Origin of the sequence: Spartinivicinus poritis, from assembly GCF_028858535.1 — a bacterium.
Lineage (GTDB): Bacteria > Pseudomonadota > Gammaproteobacteria > Pseudomonadales > Zooshikellaceae > Spartinivicinus > Spartinivicinus poritis.
On record NZ_JAPMOU010000016.1, the window covers coordinates 104,337 to 121,418 of the forward strand.

16 protein-coding genes and 2 tRNA genes are annotated in these 17,082 nt (G+C 38.3%); 11 read left to right on the top strand and 7 right to left on the bottom strand.

Annotation, left to right across the window (positions count from 1 at the left end; all coding sequences use genetic code 11):
* The first annotated feature begins 15 nt into the window (after positions 1 to 15).
* From ychF to ORQ98_RS13840, 3 genes are all read left to right on the top strand, one after another.
* Positions 16 to 1,107, top strand: a complete 1,092-nt coding sequence (gene ychF / locus ORQ98_RS13830; protein ID WP_274689401.1) for a redox-regulated ATPase YchF — start codon at positions 16 to 18, stop codon at positions 1,105 to 1,107.
* 61 nt (positions 1,108 to 1,168) lie between these two features.
* A tRNA-Met gene (locus ORQ98_RS13835) sits at positions 1,169 to 1,245 on the top strand.
* 39 nt (positions 1,246 to 1,284) lie between these two features.
* A tRNA-Gln gene (locus tag ORQ98_RS13840) sits at positions 1,285 to 1,359 on the top strand.
* An 11-nt stretch (positions 1,360 to 1,370) separates the two neighbouring features.
* Here the strand turns inward: ORQ98_RS13840 and ORQ98_RS13845 are convergent.
* Both ORQ98_RS13845 and ORQ98_RS13850 read right to left on the bottom strand, forming a co-directional pair.
* Positions 1,371 to 3,254 carry a PKD domain-containing protein gene (locus ORQ98_RS13845; protein ID WP_274689402.1) on the bottom strand — a complete coding sequence of 628 codons (1,884 nt, stop codon included), beginning with the start codon at positions 3,252 to 3,254 and terminating at the stop codon, positions 1,371 to 1,373.
* A gap of 695 nt (positions 3,255 to 3,949) precedes the next feature.
* The gene (locus ORQ98_RS13850; protein ID WP_274689403.1) at positions 3,950 to 4,126 is read right to left on the bottom strand and encodes a hypothetical protein; all 177 of its coding nucleotides are present in this window, start codon (positions 4,124 to 4,126) and stop codon (positions 3,950 to 3,952) included.
* A 557-nt stretch (positions 4,127 to 4,683) separates the two neighbouring features.
* Between ORQ98_RS13850 and ORQ98_RS13855 the strand changes: the two genes are divergently transcribed.
* The 5 genes from ORQ98_RS13855 (at position 4,684) to ORQ98_RS13875 (ending at position 9,693) form a co-directional block, all read left to right on the top strand.
* Positions 4,684 to 5,331: a UPF0149 family protein gene (locus tag ORQ98_RS13855; protein WP_274689404.1), complete on the top strand. Its 648-nt coding sequence runs from the start codon at positions 4,684 to 4,686 to the stop codon at positions 5,329 to 5,331.
* A gap of 9 nt (positions 5,332 to 5,340) precedes the next feature.
* Entirely contained in the window at positions 5,341 to 7,851 is a 2,511-nt protein-coding gene (locus ORQ98_RS13860; protein WP_274689405.1) for an intermembrane phospholipid transport YdbH family protein, read from the top strand.
* 2 nt (positions 7,852 to 7,853) lie between these two features.
* Entirely contained in the window at positions 7,854 to 8,042 is a 189-nt protein-coding gene (locus ORQ98_RS13865) for a YnbE family lipoprotein (protein WP_180568260.1), read from the top strand.
* A gap of 8 nt (positions 8,043 to 8,050) precedes the next feature.
* Complete coding sequence (locus ORQ98_RS13870; protein ID WP_274689406.1) at positions 8,051 to 8,389, top strand: YdbL family probable chaperone protein; 339 nt, start codon at positions 8,051 to 8,053, stop codon at positions 8,387 to 8,389.
* 911 nt (positions 8,390 to 9,300) lie between these two features.
* Positions 9,301 to 9,693 carry a hypothetical protein gene (locus ORQ98_RS13875; RefSeq protein ID WP_274689407.1) on the top strand — a complete coding sequence of 131 codons (393 nt, stop codon included), beginning with the start codon at positions 9,301 to 9,303 and terminating at the stop codon, positions 9,691 to 9,693.
* Positions 9,694 to 9,881: 188 nt separating this feature from the next.
* Here the strand turns inward: ORQ98_RS13875 and ORQ98_RS13880 are convergent, their stop codons facing one another.
* Entirely contained in the window at positions 9,882 to 10,556 is a 675-nt protein-coding gene (locus ORQ98_RS13880; RefSeq protein WP_274689408.1) for a hypothetical protein, read from the bottom strand.
* Between the two features lie 208 nt (positions 10,557 to 10,764).
* Positions 10,765 to 11,724 carry an LpxL/LpxP family Kdo(2)-lipid IV(A) lauroyl/palmitoleoyl acyltransferase gene (gene lpxL, locus ORQ98_RS13885; protein WP_274689409.1) on the bottom strand — a complete coding sequence of 320 codons (960 nt, stop codon included), beginning with the start codon at positions 11,722 to 11,724 and terminating at the stop codon, positions 10,765 to 10,767.
* Positions 11,725 to 12,469: 745 nt separating this feature from the next.
* Between lpxL and ORQ98_RS13890 the strand changes: the two genes are divergently transcribed.
* Together ORQ98_RS13890 and ORQ98_RS13895 are read left to right on the top strand one after the other, a co-directional pair.
* Positions 12,470 to 12,622: a hypothetical protein gene (locus ORQ98_RS13890; RefSeq protein WP_274689410.1), complete on the top strand. Its 153-nt coding sequence runs from the start codon at positions 12,470 to 12,472 to the stop codon at positions 12,620 to 12,622.
* 336 nt (positions 12,623 to 12,958) lie between these two features.
* Positions 12,959 to 13,096: a hypothetical protein gene (locus tag ORQ98_RS13895; protein ID WP_274689411.1), complete on the top strand. Its 138-nt coding sequence runs from the start codon at positions 12,959 to 12,961 to the stop codon at positions 13,094 to 13,096.
* A gap of 61 nt (positions 13,097 to 13,157) precedes the next feature.
* On the opposite strand, the gene ORQ98_RS13900 is transcribed toward ORQ98_RS13895, so the two are convergent.
* The 3 genes from ORQ98_RS13900 to ORQ98_RS13910 are packed head-to-tail and all read right to left on the bottom strand — an operon-like array spanning position 13,158 to position 16,160.
* Complete coding sequence (locus ORQ98_RS13900) at positions 13,158 to 13,952, bottom strand: TatD family hydrolase (protein WP_274689412.1); 795 nt, start codon at positions 13,950 to 13,952, stop codon at positions 13,158 to 13,160.
* Positions 13,946 to 14,203: a hypothetical protein gene (locus ORQ98_RS13905; RefSeq protein ID WP_274689413.1), complete on the bottom strand. Its 258-nt coding sequence runs from the start codon at positions 14,201 to 14,203 to the stop codon at positions 13,946 to 13,948. Before ORQ98_RS13905 ends, ORQ98_RS13900 begins: the two co-directional genes overlap by 7 nt.
* A 16-nt stretch (positions 14,204 to 14,219) precedes the next feature.
* Complete coding sequence (locus tag ORQ98_RS13910) at positions 14,220 to 16,160, bottom strand: Na/Pi cotransporter family protein (RefSeq protein ID WP_274689414.1); 1,941 nt, start codon at positions 16,158 to 16,160, stop codon at positions 14,220 to 14,222.
* A gap of 23 nt (positions 16,161 to 16,183) precedes the next feature.
* On the opposite strand from ORQ98_RS13910, the gene ppk2 reads away from it, so the two are divergent.
* Positions 16,184 to 17,056: a polyphosphate kinase 2 gene (gene ppk2, locus ORQ98_RS13915; protein ID WP_274689415.1), complete on the top strand. Its 873-nt coding sequence runs from the start codon at positions 16,184 to 16,186 to the stop codon at positions 17,054 to 17,056.
* Positions 17,057 to 17,082: the final 26 nt, after the last annotated feature.

The window sequence follows — 17,082 nt, forward strand, 5'->3', positions numbered from 1 at the left end:
ACAGGTTTACACATTATGGGTTTCAAGTGCGGTATTGTTGGCTTGCCTAATGTTGGCAAATCCACTCTATTTAATGCATTAACCAAAGCAGGAATCGGCGCAGAAAACTTTCCTTTTTGCACCATTGAGCCAAACGCTGGTGTGGTACCTATGCCCGATCCACGCCTCGATAAACTAGCTGCTATCGTCAATCCACAGAAAGTAGTCGCGACTACCATGGAGTTTGTAGATATTGCTGGATTAGTCGAAGGGGCTTCTAAAGGCGAAGGCTTAGGTAATCAGTTTCTTGCGAATATTCGTGAGACTGATGCAATTGCTCATGTAGTTCGCTGCTTTGAAGATAGCAATGTGGTCCATGTCAGTAGCCAGGTAAATCCTGCAGCCGATATTGATGTTATTAATACTGAGCTAGCCCTGGCAGACCTCGAAAGCGTTGAAAAACAGTTGCAGCGAGTTTCACGCGTAGCCAAAAGTGGCGACAAAGAAGCGGTCAAACAAAAAGCTTTGCTAGAAAAACTAGTACCTCATTTAAATGAAGGTCATCCAGTGCGCTCAATGGAGCTAACTGATGATGAAAAGGCTGAAATTAAGCAGTTTCATCTACTCACCACCAAACCAGTCATGTACATTGCCAATGTGGATGAAGATGGTTTTGAGGATAACCCCCACTTAGACACAGTTAAATCGATTGCAGCTAACGAGAATGCCGTAGTCGTTCCAATTTGTAACAAGCTTGAAGCTGAAATTGCCGAACTAGAAGATGAAGAAAAGGCCGAATTTTTAGCTGATCTTGGTATGACTGAAGCAGGCCTTGATCGGGTTATTCGAGCAGGTTATCAGCTTTTAGGCTTACAAACGTATTTTACTGCCGGCGTTAAAGAAGTCAGAGCCTGGACAACCAAGGTGGGCGCTACAGCCCCACAGTCAGCTGGAGTAATCCACACAGACTTTGAAAAAGGCTTTATTCGTGCCGAAGTTATTAGCTATAACGACTTTGTTTCATGCAATGGTGAACAAGGTGCCAAAGAGGCAGGTAAATGGCGTTTAGAAGGGAAAGATTACATCGTTGCTGATGGCGATGTTATTCACTTCCGTTTTAATGTATAAAATTTTCAGGGTAAAGGGTTGACAACAAAGCACTAAATCCTGAAAATACGCCGCACTTCCTGGCTACGTAGCTCAGTTGGTTAGAGCACAGCATTCATAATGCTGGGGTCAGTGGTTCAAATCCACTCGTAGCTACCAGTTTTTAAAGGAGTCACTAGACTCCTTTAATTTTCCTGATGGGGTGTCGCCAAGCGGTAAGGCAACGGGTTTTGATCCCGTCATGCGCAGGTTCGAATCCTGCCACCCCAGCCATTTTTAATAAATTATTTTTTTGCTCCTTCTCCAAACTCAATAAAAACACTTTCGTCGGTTAAATCATAATTTAACTCATCAAAAGTATTTTCTTGATAATCTGCCGTCAATGTGACCCCGTTATAATTTGCATAGGCATGAATTCCTATAAAGTAAACTGTTTGCTTGCTTACAGCACTGACTTTACAGGTTTCATTATTACCATAGTAATATGGACGACAAGTGTATTTAGACAAGGTGGGCTTACTGCCTGCATTAACATACAAATCGCCATCACCTGTACCGCCAGCAGTTTTAATAACTAAATTCTTAGCACCTGCAGGTACAGTAATTTTGTAGTATTTCCACTGGCCTTTATTAGCCCCCAAATTAGTAACAGGCTTGCCTTTAATTAATACACCTACACCGCTACTGTCGGATACTGTTACTTGCTTTTGCGCTTGATCCGTTAACCCATCATTATCAGTCACTGCTAAGGTTGCTGTATAGGTTCCTGCCTTAGCATATTTATGAGTAGGATTTGCTGCAGCTGAAGTATTACCATCACCAAAATTCCATTTGTAACCAGTGATATTGCCATCAGAGTCTTTACTGGTACTGACAAACTTAACCGTTAGCCCAGTAACTTGATAGTTAAACCCTGCAACCGGTGGTTTTTTAGTGGGTCCGCCATTATCACCATCGGGTACCTTACCACCAAAATACTGAGAAACCTGTGGCCAGATTTTACTGATTTTTACCCCTTGATTAGGACAACCGCCATAATGATGCAAACCAATTGCTTTATTCGTGTCTGCTGCTAATACAGGTGACCCTGAACTACCACCAATGGTATCGCATAAATACCCCAAATCGGTCCCCTGCCCTCGACCATTAGCTGAAGGGACATCTACTCGACAACGATTACCCGTATTTTTATCACTCTCTATTGCCAGCTCCTTAGGGTTACCTGAGCCATGCTGAGCAATATAAATTCTTTCTTGATTGACCGGCTCACTAATATCCAAACCGTAATAACCAAAGCTTTTTACTGCGTTGAAGTTATCAACCGTGAACAAGGTATAATCAAGAGTATAATCAGTTTTCAGCATTTGCTTTCCTGACACTTTCGTAGTGGTTGCCATACTACCCCCACCACAACTTGTTCGCTGATAATTAAACCAAACTTCAGATGCCGCCACTTTACTTTGTGTACCCATGCAATGATTATTAGTAAATACCCTGTTATCTGAGCCTACCCGCCAAGCTGTACACAACGAGCCACTCATCACCAACCTAGCTACTGGCCGGGTGCGCTCAAACTCAACAGGAAAAGTATCTTTATAACAAACAGCATCTTTCCGTTGATTAGTACCACAGGTTGAAAATGTGCTATCAATCAACGATTCAATTACTGCTTTTGGAAACCCTTTTAAATAGGAACCAATAATTAACTTATGCTCCTGCTCATTCCATTTATTTTGATCACTACTATGAAATTCAACAATTGCCGTATCTCCATTAACTGACATACTAGCCCATGCGTTTTCCCCATCCTCACCAGCCTCAGAATCAAAAGTAAAACTGTCGCGATGATTATTGCTATAGTGATAAACCTCTGTACCTTCTAAATTAGAGACTGTTACATAACTACCATCAGGAATATTAAAATACTTGAAGTGAACTTTAATAAAGCTGGCATTAGGCTCGGTTATAACCAATCTACCACCATTCAATACACTACTGTCAGACATTACATCCAACTGTGTTGCTATGCGATCTGCAATTATTATTGGAGAGGGATTAAAAAAGTTATTATCGATCTGCTGGCTTGCCTCAGCCTGAAACAACGCTGCAAAACCAATAACACCTAACGATACTGCACTAACAAGCTTTTTTTGATTAAGTATTTTCACAGTTATCCTCCATGATATCTCGCTTAGAGTGGAAAAACGCATTTATAAATAGTGATCAACAAAATAACTACCTAGTATCACAATCCAACTAATTATAAATAGCCTTACTTAACACTCTTTTTAGCTATACCCTCACATAAGGTATATTTTCCCTTTTGGCACAATTAAAAATAGTCAGCTAAAAGTACTTTTACTTATATCCATACAACTTTTTCAACTTTATCTTTTACCTGATAAAGTATAGTGTGCTTACTATTAACAAGAGAATACTCATTGAGTATTTTTAGCTTTAAGCAGAAAAATAATATAGCTTTAAGCTACCAACCAAAAAACTAATAATATAGAAATTAATTTTGTGTTTACATCACTCAGGGTATTTCTAAAAAAACAGCTTTTTATAAATACCAATACAACCACAATCAAGGAAAACTCATAAATTGATGTTTTACTCAATCACTTTGGTAAGACAATTCAAATATAGTCACTAGACTAATATAGCTAAAAGCTCTCTGGAAAGGGTTTGGCGACAAAAATATTGAAAGGAATACGGTCGACACATAAACCGTATCGAGACAAAAAAGGGAGAAAAGCATAGCAAGCTAATTTGATTAGTGATCTCTTAACGAATTCACACCATTAACAGACCACTCTAACGCATCACAAGCAATGATAGCCTTATCAATTGCATAGTCATATCAGTGAGATCTCAGCAACACTTCCTGGCTTTTTACTAAACGCCGCCTAAAACTCTGCATAGTACGACGAATTTTATGAAAGCCTGCCGCTCCCGCTACTTGCTGTGTATCGATTGGCTGATATTCGACTACACCTATTTTATTTGGATCAAGATAATCTGCTTGTAGTCGCTTCATTAGTAAACCTCCTTAATAAGAATAAGATCTTTTTTCCCTATTTTCTTAGCAATAACACAGCCAACATACACGAACAAATAGGGTAAACCCTCACAATAATCCCTGCTAACATAAAATGGCTTATTAATCAACAAGATAGAATCTATTACAATTGCTTGCTAAGTAATTACCTTCTGAAATATATAAATAATTAGCAGTTTATCAGAGAACAGCCAACCTCTGTTGTATATTTGTTTGTTATTACATAGGATTGATAATTACTATTAGGCACTAGATGACATTTTTTTGAATTATCAGTCAATTTCTTGCCGTTATTCACAAAGCGCAACAACTTTATTTGCACTATTTACAACAATAGACTTATTAAGACTAACTCCAATACTGCTGTCTTATTAACCAACACATAAACTTATCTCTTCAGTTCAAACACTTTGCACACAATATAGATTATATTGTTATATTTATATTAGAATACGGTCTATCAAACACCCTTGATAACCCGAGCCTTAACCACAACCCTACGACAATTACCGGCCCGTTGAGTACCACTACTGTTTATGCCTTTCAACAAAAAGAAATCATCAGCCCATCTTTCACACCAGCAAGATCAGTTAGCAAAGTACTTATCTCAACATGAGGGCTGTATGAGTCAATCACAACTGGAAGGCTTTATATTCGCTATTAGTTGCTGCCCTGACAGCCATATCGGCAATAGCTGGCAACATCAAGTACTTCCAAAAGTCCAGTTACAAGTAACCTCTTCAGTATGCTGCCAACTAATTGGCGTTCTAGATGATTTATTTAGCCATACCCAACAACAAGTACTAGGCTTAACCTATCAACTCCCGATTACCTGTATTCCTGAAGTCAGCTCCATTAGTAACTTTTTACCTTCCTCGCCGTTTCACCAATGGAGCCTTGGGTTTATGAGAGGATATTTATTAACCTATGAACTTTGGCAAAGTTTTTTACCAGCAGAGAATCATCGGGAATTTAGTACAGCTGTTTTTATCTTAGGTTTTTTTGCCGATCAAACGATAGCTGAAGAAGTATGCCAAGAAAATAATTTAGGGGATTTTACTAAATTTTGTTTACTATTACTGACTAAAATACCAGAAGCAATCGATTCGATTAGCCGATTCAGCCTAGACTTACACCATGCAATAACGACTATCGAAGTATCTTCTGCTATTAAGGACAGGTAACATTAATAGATGATACTAAAAACCATTAAATGGTTGTTAATTCTGTTAGCTTTAATACTCAGCCTGATTTTAACTACTTGGTTAACAGCACCTATCTGGCTAGAAAGGTTGACCAACTATTTTATTGCCCCTTATGGTTTACACGCCCACAGTCAGAAAGTTACTACTCATTGGCCTTTTCAGCTAGACATCAAAAGCCTTAACTTAGTAAGCGCTAACAATCCTGCTAATCAGCCATTAATTCAAGTTGAACAGCTCACACTATCGTTACACCTTTTACTAGCTAGCCAACTGCCCGTGGAAATAGTGGTTGCAATGAATAACAGCACTCTTCAGCTAGAACAGTTGAAAGCACTAAAGTCAACCACTTCTAAGGATACGCCTGCTAACTCCTGGTCTATCAATAAGCTGCTTGGCATTCCTATTAGCTGGAAAATTAGTAACTTCAAAATTAATAGTCTACAACATCCCACAGTATCATTATTTAGTTATTTAGAACAAAATCAAGCAGGCCCACGCCTCAAGTTACATTTAACACATAACAAACAAACTTTTCTTAACATAAATACCCAGTGGCAAACTGATAATAATCAACTAATCAGTAAAGTCAGCGTTATTCCTGCTGCATTAACGCCACTACTGAACTTAAGCAAGCCATTAACCTTTGTGACACCAGACAGCAGTCAACTAGAGGCAAATTTAAAGCTCAATTTACCTGACGCCTTTCTTCCTGGAGATTTCTTAAACAAAAACAAACTAAAACAAATCAGTGGCAATGGTACAATACAATATCAAGCAGCTTCGACAATGGGTGAAATTACAATTGAAGCTAACTGGCAGCAACAGCAAGGCACTTTCACAGCTCAATTAACTCCTCACATTCACTGGAATAACCCCTCAACAAATCCCCACAACCCAGCCCTTAATATTCAAACTAACCAAGCAAACAATGCCGCTAAGCACCTATTTCCCCACCCCAAAAGGGTTACATTTTCCTGCCAATCACCATTGGAAATTATCTATCAATTTAATCAACAGCAAGCCAATCTAACAGGAGAGTGTCATACAAACTTGACTCATCCTCAATACCAGCTGCAATTGATTAGCCAACTAGAAAGTGCTAATAAGCTCACCCTATGGCATATCTACTCTAAACTACATGGCCAGTTAGCACCTGCTGCTGAAAGCATTAATGAATTTAGCAGTCAGCTTAACGGCTATTTACAACTATCAGCTAACAGCATTAGCTTCCAACTAACAGACAGTGCCACAGCCTCACTTACTACAGCAGAGTTTGAGCCTTATGCAGCAAATGCGGTGCAGCTGCTAATTAAACAATTATCAGCTGATATAACTGACTTAAATAAACCTTACAGCAGCTTTAAATTGTCTACACTTTTTGATCTAACATTAAAGCAGCCAACGCTGTTTAGCCAACCAATAAGCCAAAAGATAACTAGTCAGCACCAAGTAAAAATTATAAATCAACTCACTGAATATCAAGGTAACTGGCAAATTGGCCAAATCGCTACACTCACTAAACAGTTACAATGGCAACTGAGTAAACAACAAGCAGCGATAAGCTGGCAATTAAACGTCAGTGATGCAGCCCAGCTAGCCAACTATCTAGCCCCTATGATGCCTAACTGGCCAACGCCGTTATCAATCCAAAGCGGACAGTTTGACAGCCACTTCTCAGGTACAGTCCTATTTAATCCTCTGTTAATATCAGGCAAAATGCTATCCAAAATAAATCAATTCAACCTGCTGTATGAAAAAAACAACGTAAATAACATTAATGGAGAGTTACAGTTTCGAGTAAAAAATAACCATATAACTTCTAGTAAGTCACACCCAAACTCCCTTAAAGTAGAGCTTATCGATATAGGCATTCCTATTGAAGCCATATCTACACAACTTAGGTTTAGTAGTGATCTGAACCAGCCAACCCAACCTAAAATCCAACTAAAACAACTTAAAGCCAGTTTACTTGGCGGTACCATTACAGCCCCTAATCTCAACGTGATACCTTTTTCAAACCAACAAATAGCAATATCAGTAAAAGCGATTGATTTAGCTAAGTTAGTTGCTCTAGAACAACAACCCGCAGTTACAGCAGCAGGTATAATTAGCGGCAAGTTACCAGTCAAAATTGTTAAAAATAAACCCAGCATCCACAATGGCACACTGCAAGCAACAGGAAGTGGCTGGATTAAAGTGAAGCAACCTGCTCTCACCGAAAGCTTATCGGCTTCAAATGAAAACTTAAAGCTAGCCCTATCGGCCCTAGCAAATTTTCAGTATGACCGCCTTGAAAGCGATGTTGAGCTCGCGCCTAATGGTGATTTAGTACTATCTGTAAGCCTTGCAGGAAAAAACCCTGACTTTTACCAGGGAAAACGCATACACTTTAATTATAAACAGGAAGAAAATATCTATTTGTTGATTAAAAGCATTCAATTAGGTCAATATATTGGCGAAAATGTTACAAAGAAACTCCAACGACCTTCCAGGGACTGATTATGCAAATAAAGCTTAGGTATCTTCCAGGCTTAGTCCTGCTGTTAACGGCTTGTACTCCAAAAGTACAGGTAACAGCGCCAGAGAAACCAATTACCATCAACCTAAATGTAAAAATTGAGCATGAGATTAAAGTTAAGCTGGATAAAGAACTTGATAAAGTGTTCAGTGATGACAGCGAGCTATTTTAGGAGCCACCATGGATAAAATAAAAATTAAACAACCTCTGCTGCTATGTACACTACTAGCTGTATTATTCTCCCCTTTCAGCTGGTCTCTGGACTTAAAAGAAGCCAAACAACAGGGGCTCATTGGCGAACAGCAAAATGGCTACCTCGGCCTTATAAAGAGCCATCCTGAAGCCCAGCAAATCGTTAGGCAAATTAACGCAAAAAGAAAAGCTAAATATAAGCAACTCGCCACTCAAAATGGCATCTCACTTGAAGCCGTGAGTCAACTAGCCGGACAAAAGGCCATCGCCAAAACACCTACAGGCCAATATGTTCAATCTACAAATGGAAAATGGATCAAGAAATAAACTAGCACCCTTTCTAGCTCAAGACTTTAGCTTAGCAGCGTTTGGCAGGCTCATTGAGAAGCAGAAGTAAGCAACATCAAACTGTATAGCGTTTATTCAACCATAAAAAAACAGTCCTTAAATAACCACACACTAGCTAGTTATCATACAAATTGTCTATAAAACAAACATATTTCATAGAGCATAGAGATGATAATAAAGGCTTTGCTTACTAATGACACTCTATTTGCAAAACAATGAACCTGGTTCAAACAGCTTAAAACACCTCTTCAACTACCTACAAGCAGGCTGTTATTAATTTACAAACAAATAGATCAAAGCCAATTACTTGGCATATGCAACGTATTGAGGTAGTATTTCAGAAAGTGTCTTTAGTCTCGACCAATTAATGCATCTAAATTTCCGTTCCTTTAAAGTACCCAGCGTACTTTCAACGGTCGAGGCGGTGGTAGTATTTAATAAAAGGAAACAGCCCATGTTTGTTGGTATTGGGCTTTTTTTGCATTCATTTACTTGCCAAGCAGTAAGGGCCCTGCCAGGGTGATGCTTTGCAAGTGAATTTTGTGTGTAAATGTAATTGGCAAGCAAAGCGAGCAACGTAACTGAAAAGAATAGCTTAGTAAGAGCCCAATACGATTAAAACTGATTAAGACATTTCAAAAAACTAAAGACTATCCTACTGGTTCAAAAGTCAATGAGACTTAGCCAGAACAAGTTGGCACTATGGCTATAGCAAAGAGCACTTAAGCTCAGAGTTTAGCAACAGCTTTTCCTAACTGAGTGCCATCTTGGTTTAAGATATTCCATACCCGTTACGGGTATATTTATGAAATGTCGCAATTTGTCCTTTTATTTATGCTAACTACTGACAGAAATGAATTATTGAATATAAATACTGAAGTGAGAACTAAATGAGAAAATACGTTTGTATACGCGCACTAAATTTAAGAGACGCTAAATTGGGCCTCGCTAACCAAAACGCTACTATAGTCAGAAGCAATGTAGAACAGGTAGACCCCGCCTTTCGAAATTTGGTTTATGGTCTTGAAGCCCAAGGTCTAAAAAACAAGATTGATGAATGTCCATTGTTTTGCTTTTTAGTTGAAGATAAAAAGGGCATTGATTTTAATCAGTTTAATGAAGTAGAAGTTTCTTTTCCCATGGAATGGTTCGAGTCTGCAAAGTCCACTGTGCGCCACCTAACTGGTCTTGCTTATTGTGAAGCAACCAGCGAACTTGCTAACGGCCTTGAGCTAAAAGATCAAAGCCGAAAAGTAGTCTATCAACGCCCTAAAGCCGTTTAAAATCTATACTATATAAAATAGTTTAAAATTAGGCCGAACAATACAGCCATCTCTATAGTCATCATTGTAAACCGCAGCGAACTGAATGCTGCAATGCTAATGAGGTGGCTGATAACTTGTTCTACGACCGCAATAACTCCCCCTATTTTTTAACTATATTTCCTTTTCTCGAGCCTAAAATACCCTCTTTAAAAGCGACTTCTCCCATTGGTAGATACAATACTTGCTAATATTTTATTAAACACTTCTCTATCTAAGCCATAATTATAAATTTTTAATAACACATCTGGCGTATCTTTTACCGTTGCAAACACCATATCAGTAATCGGCCCAACCTGAACCTCGGCATGATATAAATTAAAACCGTTTATTTTACTTATATAAAAGCGACCTGAACTAAAATAATTTCCCTTATTGATTAATGCCAAGCGCCAAATATACCTATCATAATAATCTGTAGGTTCTGGATGTTGCACTGTATTTAAAAACATAATGGCAGGATAATCACTCACTTTGAACTGACTTTTAGAAAAAGCTTTTGGAATATCAAGCATAAAATCTTTTTCTTCTATCTGTTCAATCAACAATCCAATATGGTTTTGATAAACTATTTGCTTTCTCGTTAGAGTTGACTTATGAATTGTGCCATTGGTTGGCACTTGTAATTTAAAGACTGGTGTTTTGACTATATCTGTTTGTTCCAAAAACTCCAGTTTGGGATAAGGCTTAGCCTCCGCTACATCATTACATACCTCAGCCTTACAATACTGATCTGTTTTCAGCAACAAAGGAATGCCAACACAGGCCGTTAACAGAAGACACAGCGCTACTACTCCCATGTATTTTAAATTAACGCTTTTCATAAGCTATACCACCATCATGAATCATTTCTAGGTGTAAAAATTAACTGCATTCACACCACCCATAGAGCTCATCGACGGCAACAAAGCTAAATAGCATGGTGTTTATAAAAATCATTTGTGAAGAGTATAAATCAGTTCCCATACTTGTTTAAAGGCTGTAGTACCAATAATACTAAGCTAATACTGTTATATCCAAAATGGTGATCAATTAGTAAATTTTAGCTTCACCTACTGGCCTGTTTTTAAATCGCCGATGCAACCAAAGATATTGCTCTGGGTGCTGTTTAATATACCCCTCAATTAAACTATTAATTCTTGCAGTATCTGCCACAGGGTCTCCAGAGGGAAAGCTATTCAGAGGAGCGGTGCATTTTATATGATAACGTCCTTGTTCGTCGCGACAATAAAAAATCATTGCTACTTTAGCACCTGTTTGTTTTGCAAAGTCTGTTGGACTAGTAATTGTAGCTGCTGGTACTCCAAAAAAGGGCACAAAAATGCTACGTTTTAACCCCATATCATTATCAGGCAAAATAACACCCAACTCCCCCTTCTGTAAGAAATACAAAAGATCCTTAACTTGTTTTCTAGGAATAAACCTCGCTTGATATTTTTGTCGACACTTACCACTTACATATTCATAAACAGGGTTATCATGAACACGATACAGTAAATTATATGGAACTTGCAGACCTAATGCTCTAGCAACCATTTCTACCGAGGTCATATGCAAGCCACATAACAAGATGCCTTGCCCCTGGTCAAGCAGCTGCTTTATTTTATCTACACCATCGATAGTACAAAGCTGCTTAATCTTTTCTTCGCTGCTCCACCAGGCTAAGCCTGGCTCGATCACTGCAAACCCAACCGCTTTAAGATGACTCTTTAATAACGACTCCCGCTGTTGCGATGTTAAACCGGGAAAACAAAGCTCCAAGTTTTTCCGAGCAATATTAAGACGCCTGCCCCCTACTTTGTACAACAAACGCCCTAACAGCCGACCAATTCTGTCCAACCAAGATAAGGGAAGTTTTGCTAGTAACCACAACACGCCCATTAGTAGCCAAATCCCCCAATACTTTGGGAAAGCTAACTGCCAATTAAAAGTATAATCATCCAAATAAGCTTTTTGACCAACAGTTTGTTCAAGCTGGTTATATTTATTCAATGTTTGTTCTCTTGTTATTTTATAGTTTATCAACTGGCTTATCCTAAAATTATATGCTTTACAAAGCAAACCAAAGCGACAATATTCAATTTTTTATAAAGTAACAATAATCCAGTACAACATTGCTATTTTAATGGACCAAAACTCAAAATTACTCAATATAAACTTGTTTTATTTCTCAGCAATCTATAACTACAAAAAAATCACTGTAACCCAGTGAAGTATTTTGAATTGAAACGGTATACTTCCAACTAAGATTGATCATTAATGTTTATACTTACTAGCTATGCTAATTAAGCTCCCCCTATACTATCTTTTTTTACTCCTCAAAACCTTCGCTAAAAATCACAACGAAGGTCGAGACCAATATAGAGCGACTTTATATGTATTCTTTCCCCTTACTACTGAAACTTGTAAAAACAGCTCAACCATGAGCTGAAAAGGCTTCTTAGCTCCCTTCCTGTGACTAACGCCTATAAACTTTACCACTTCCCCACCTAGGAAATAATATCACCAAGAAGCAAATAAGAACCATTTCTATTTGCTATAGTAGCAACTTTGTTCTAAGGCTTGATCATTACTAGCTTTTATGGTGAGTACCTAGTCAGCGAGTACCTCACTGTTTAACTACCTAGAGCACAAATATTATCAAACGGTTTGTAAGTAAAAACTAATCGCTTACTCTTAGGTCAAATAAGGTAGAAGGTGTTTAGTTAATGGAGTTAAACAGAGAAGGATATCGACTATGCTAGCAAAGCTTGATCTGAGTGGAGAAAACTATATGAACTACATCAAATCTGAGCTAGAAAACATGTTGGGTATTCTCTCAATGCCTTATGCAGTGTACTTACTTTATAAAATTCGCCAAGAAGAAAAAGTTTTACTTGGTGGTAAGTAAGCCAAAAACTGTTTTCTTTAACTTATCAAGTTTTGAAAGCTTTTCAGACTAAAAAGCTTTTCTTTTGTATCGTATAGTAATAATTAATTGCCAATCAGCACTTTAACCAGCTGTTAAATAATTCAACACGATTAAAATACCACTTATGTTTTGCTGTTAACAACATAAATACTATAATTACCAATATAATTAGAATATCAGCTAGATAATGAAAGAGGAAATACAACCAAGCAAACTTGTCATATTATTACAATATAACAACTAAAAATAGGCTAATTTATTAAGCCGATTACTTGTTTTTTTATTAAGTGCCTGTGTGATAATAGGAGTTAGCGTATGAATAGCAAGCCTAAGCTCGCTGCCAGGTATGTGAAGTCAGAAATAGACAACGTTGTTGGTATTCTGTCTTTACCCTATGCATATTTTTTAGCATATAAGTTAGCAAAAGAAGAAAAAAACTTAGTAGGAAAGTAAATTAGCTCCCTGCTTGTAGGGAATCAACAGACATAATATGCATAATTAAAACTAAGCTATTTTACTTAATATTAAACACTTGTTTTGTATTTAGAGTCGTCTGCTTGGTGAGTATGTCAGTTTCTATTTCCCTTAAGCCTGCTATTATTTCAGCGATTTTAGGGATGTTTTCAGGTGAATTACAGCCAGCCCTTACAAAGCTAGGCAACATATCAGGTGCATCGGTCTCAAGTACAATATTTTCAAGGGGCAGTCTAGTAGCCAGCTTTCGCAGCTTATTAGCCCTTGTGTAAGTTACAGCTCCTCCAAACCCTAACTTAAAGCCCAGCTCAATAAAACGCTCTGCTTGCTGCTCACTACCGGCAAAGGCATGAACAATCCCACCTTCTTTCAACTTTAACTGTCTGAGCAACTTTAACACTTGGTCATAGGCTTTTCTTATATGCAGGACAACAGGTAGCTGCGCTATTTTTGCGATAACTAACTGTTTCTGTAATAGCTGATACTGCTTATCAAAACCAGCTTCATCGAGCATAAAGTCTAAACCTATCTCACCAACCGCTATAGGCTGATGTGTTGCCAGCACAGTCTCTAAACCCACCAACGCTTTTGAGCCATGTTCATTAAGAAAGTATGGGTGTAGACCAAAACCATAATATAACGATACGTCAGTTATTTGCTTCTCAATGACGGCTAACTGACGTTGCCAACCGGCTTCACTGACACCGGGAATAAATATAGAGTTCACTCGCAGGCGCAAGCAATTAGCCAGTATCTGTGACCGATTATGGTCAAATTCTTTAAAATCAAGATGACAATGGCTATCAAAATAAGTGTCAACTTTGTTGTTCAACATCTATCTTTCAATAATTTCAGTTCATCAATAGCTTTATGGCGCTGTTTTTTGATAATTTCAAGCTCTTCCTCTAGCGCTTCTCTTCTCTTCAGGTTGGTTTCCTCTGCCAGTTTTGCTTTTAGCTGCTTCTGTTGCTCTTTTAGCTTTTTTAACACTTTTTTTATAGAGTGGTATTGTTCAACCTGCTCATGAGGGGGGCTAGCTAAAAACGCTTTCACCTTAGCAAGCCATCGCTTAGCTTTACGCTTCATATTGCTAATCTCAGCCTCATAGCGATGACCCTTTTAAAATTTCTTGCAGCTCAGAGCGGTCTAATTCAATTTCTTGCTTCAGTATGATCAACTCTTCAGCCCCCTGACTCATTGCAACCACAGCCCCTTCCACTAGATGCCGACAAATATCATATACATAGCTATTATCATTTAGCAGCGAGCTGGCTATAAATGGATCAATCGCTTCGTTACGAATTAACTCTTCTAAAACACCATTATACGCTATATCTTGCTTTTCTATTTCTAATTTAATCATTTCTGACTGGCTTAAAAACATACGGCTAGCTTCTAGCTCAAAGTTTTGATTAATCAAACGCAATACTTCAGCTACCCGAAGCCTTAGCATATCGTATTCTTCACGAACAGCCTTATTTGCTGATTGCCCATAAATAATCAGATTTTTTGACAGGTGTTTTACGTCTTTTACTGCATCAATTAAATGTCTGTTAGCCAGCATTAAGGCTATCGCTTGATTACCCTGTTCAGTAGTCATATAACGGCGGCTATCACCCACAAAACGAATAATATCTGAGTAAATACCTTTCAAAAAATGCTTATATACATGGTCCACAGTCCATTGCTGCAAACGAACAGGAGACCTTTTGATTATTTTGGCCAGGCTTTGGCTTGATTTAATATCTGTGCTTGTTATCTGAATTGCATAACAAATGACTTCAAAGGTACTATTAAACAAACCTAGTGACTCCTTTCGTAGTGCACTAATTGCACTGTCAGCATATCGAACAGAAGCAGGATTCAAATAATAGGCTCTAACAACAGGGAGTGCTGATTTACTCGTTAAATCTACAGCAACAGAAGCCTTTTCAGGCAGCCACTTAACTAATTGTTTTGCAAAAACAGTCACAAAGGGTAATAGTAATAATACACCTAATAAATTAAATAAAGTATGGAACAACGCTAACCTTAACGTATAATCATCACTACTGATTGTTAACCAATTAGCAAACAAGTCAGTACAATACATAACTTGCTTGATCAATAGTAGTGTCACTATGCCAGTAAGTAAGTTAAAAATAACGTGAGCCAATGCCAAACGTTTACCCTGCACATTAGCTCCCATTGCACCTAAAATAGCTGTTATTGTAGTACCTATATTAGCGCCTATGGCGATTGCTAGAGCATTCTCATAGTTAACTTGTGCTGAAGAAAGTGCAGTAATAATAAGTAGCAAAGTAGCATGACTTGATTGCATTATTACTGTTGCAATAACACCAACCAATGTAAAGATAATTAATCCCTTTGCTCCCCCAACAGCATACTGGGTTAATTCAATCCCCTCCCTAAATGCTTCAAATCCTTCCTTAATATAGTGAATACCTAGAAAAATAAAGCCTATACCCAGCAAAATATAACCAGTGCCTTTTCGATAATTGCTTGTTTGTAGCAAAAACAATAGACCAAAGACCAACATTGGCATTGCATAAGTAGATATATTGACTTTTAAACCAAGCCCAGCTATCAGCCAAGCTCCAGTCGTTGTACCAAGGTTGGCGCCTATAATAATGCCAATCCCTTGTCTCAAGCCTAATAAACCCGAACTTAAAAAAGAAATAGTCAGTACGGATACCAGAGAGCTAGACTGCATCAAAGTGGTCGCCAACACACCAAAGCTAAAGCTTTTCCACGGCCGATCAGTCGCTACATTCAGTATTTTTTCAATTAAACCACCAGTAAAAGTATTAAAGCCTTTTTCAAGCGATATCATTCCATATAAAAAAATAGCCAATCCTGCAGCAATCACTTGAATATCTTTACTTAGCCAAAAGCTGTAGCATAGAGCAATGATAATTACTGGTAAGGCTAGTTTTTTTATCATCTTGCCATAAAGTTGAGCATTGACCGGACCAAGCTCTCTGAAGAATACTACTGCTAAACTATGGTATAAATGGATATCACTAGTGCAGCAAACATTCATACCAATAATCTAAAGGTAGTACAATGGGGAACACTTCCATACCACAAACTAATGTCACTGCCAGTAAACACTATTTGTATCGCAACATCGATAGTCATACACCACATGACAAAAAAACACGTAAGAAGATTAAAAAGCGTTATCGCAAAGCACTTCATCACTTACAAATTGAGCTAGTAACCCTACAGGAATGGGTTAGGGATAAAGGCTTAAAGATAGTCGTTATATTTGAAGGCCGGGATGCAGCAGGAAAAGGCGGTGTAATTCAGCGCATCACTGACTGTTTGAGTCACCGGGTCTGTCGTGTTGCAGCATTACCAGCCCCCACCGAAAGGGAAAAAACCCAATGGTATTTTCAACGCTATGTCGCCCACCTACCCGCAGCTGGTGAAATTGTGTTGTTCGATCGTAGCTGGTATAACCGAGCAGGTGTAGAAAAAGTGATGGGATTTTGTACCGAAGCAGAGTATCTAGAGTTTTGCCATGCTTGCCCCAAATTTGAACGTATGCTGGTTCGCTCAGGCATTACTTTAATCAAGTATTGGTTTTCAGTGAGTGAGGCAGAACAGAAGCGCCGCTTTGAAGCCCGCATCAATAATCCACTGAAGCGTTGGAAGCTGAGCATTATGGATTTAGAGTCGCATCGGCGTTATCACCAATACTCTGAAGCCAAAGATAAAATGCTGGCCTATACCGATATCAAGCAAGCGCCTTGGTATGTTGTAAATGCAGATGATAAAAAACGTGCCCGGCTCAATTGTATTGCTCACCTTCTTAGCCAGATCCCTTATCAAGAAATACCTCAAGAGAGAGTATCCCTTCCTAAACCTGAAGCCAAAAAATTATATGTGCGCCGCCCCTATGATGAACAGACTTTTATCCCTGACATTTACTAACCAGTAGCGCTGGGTTATGCGGCAAA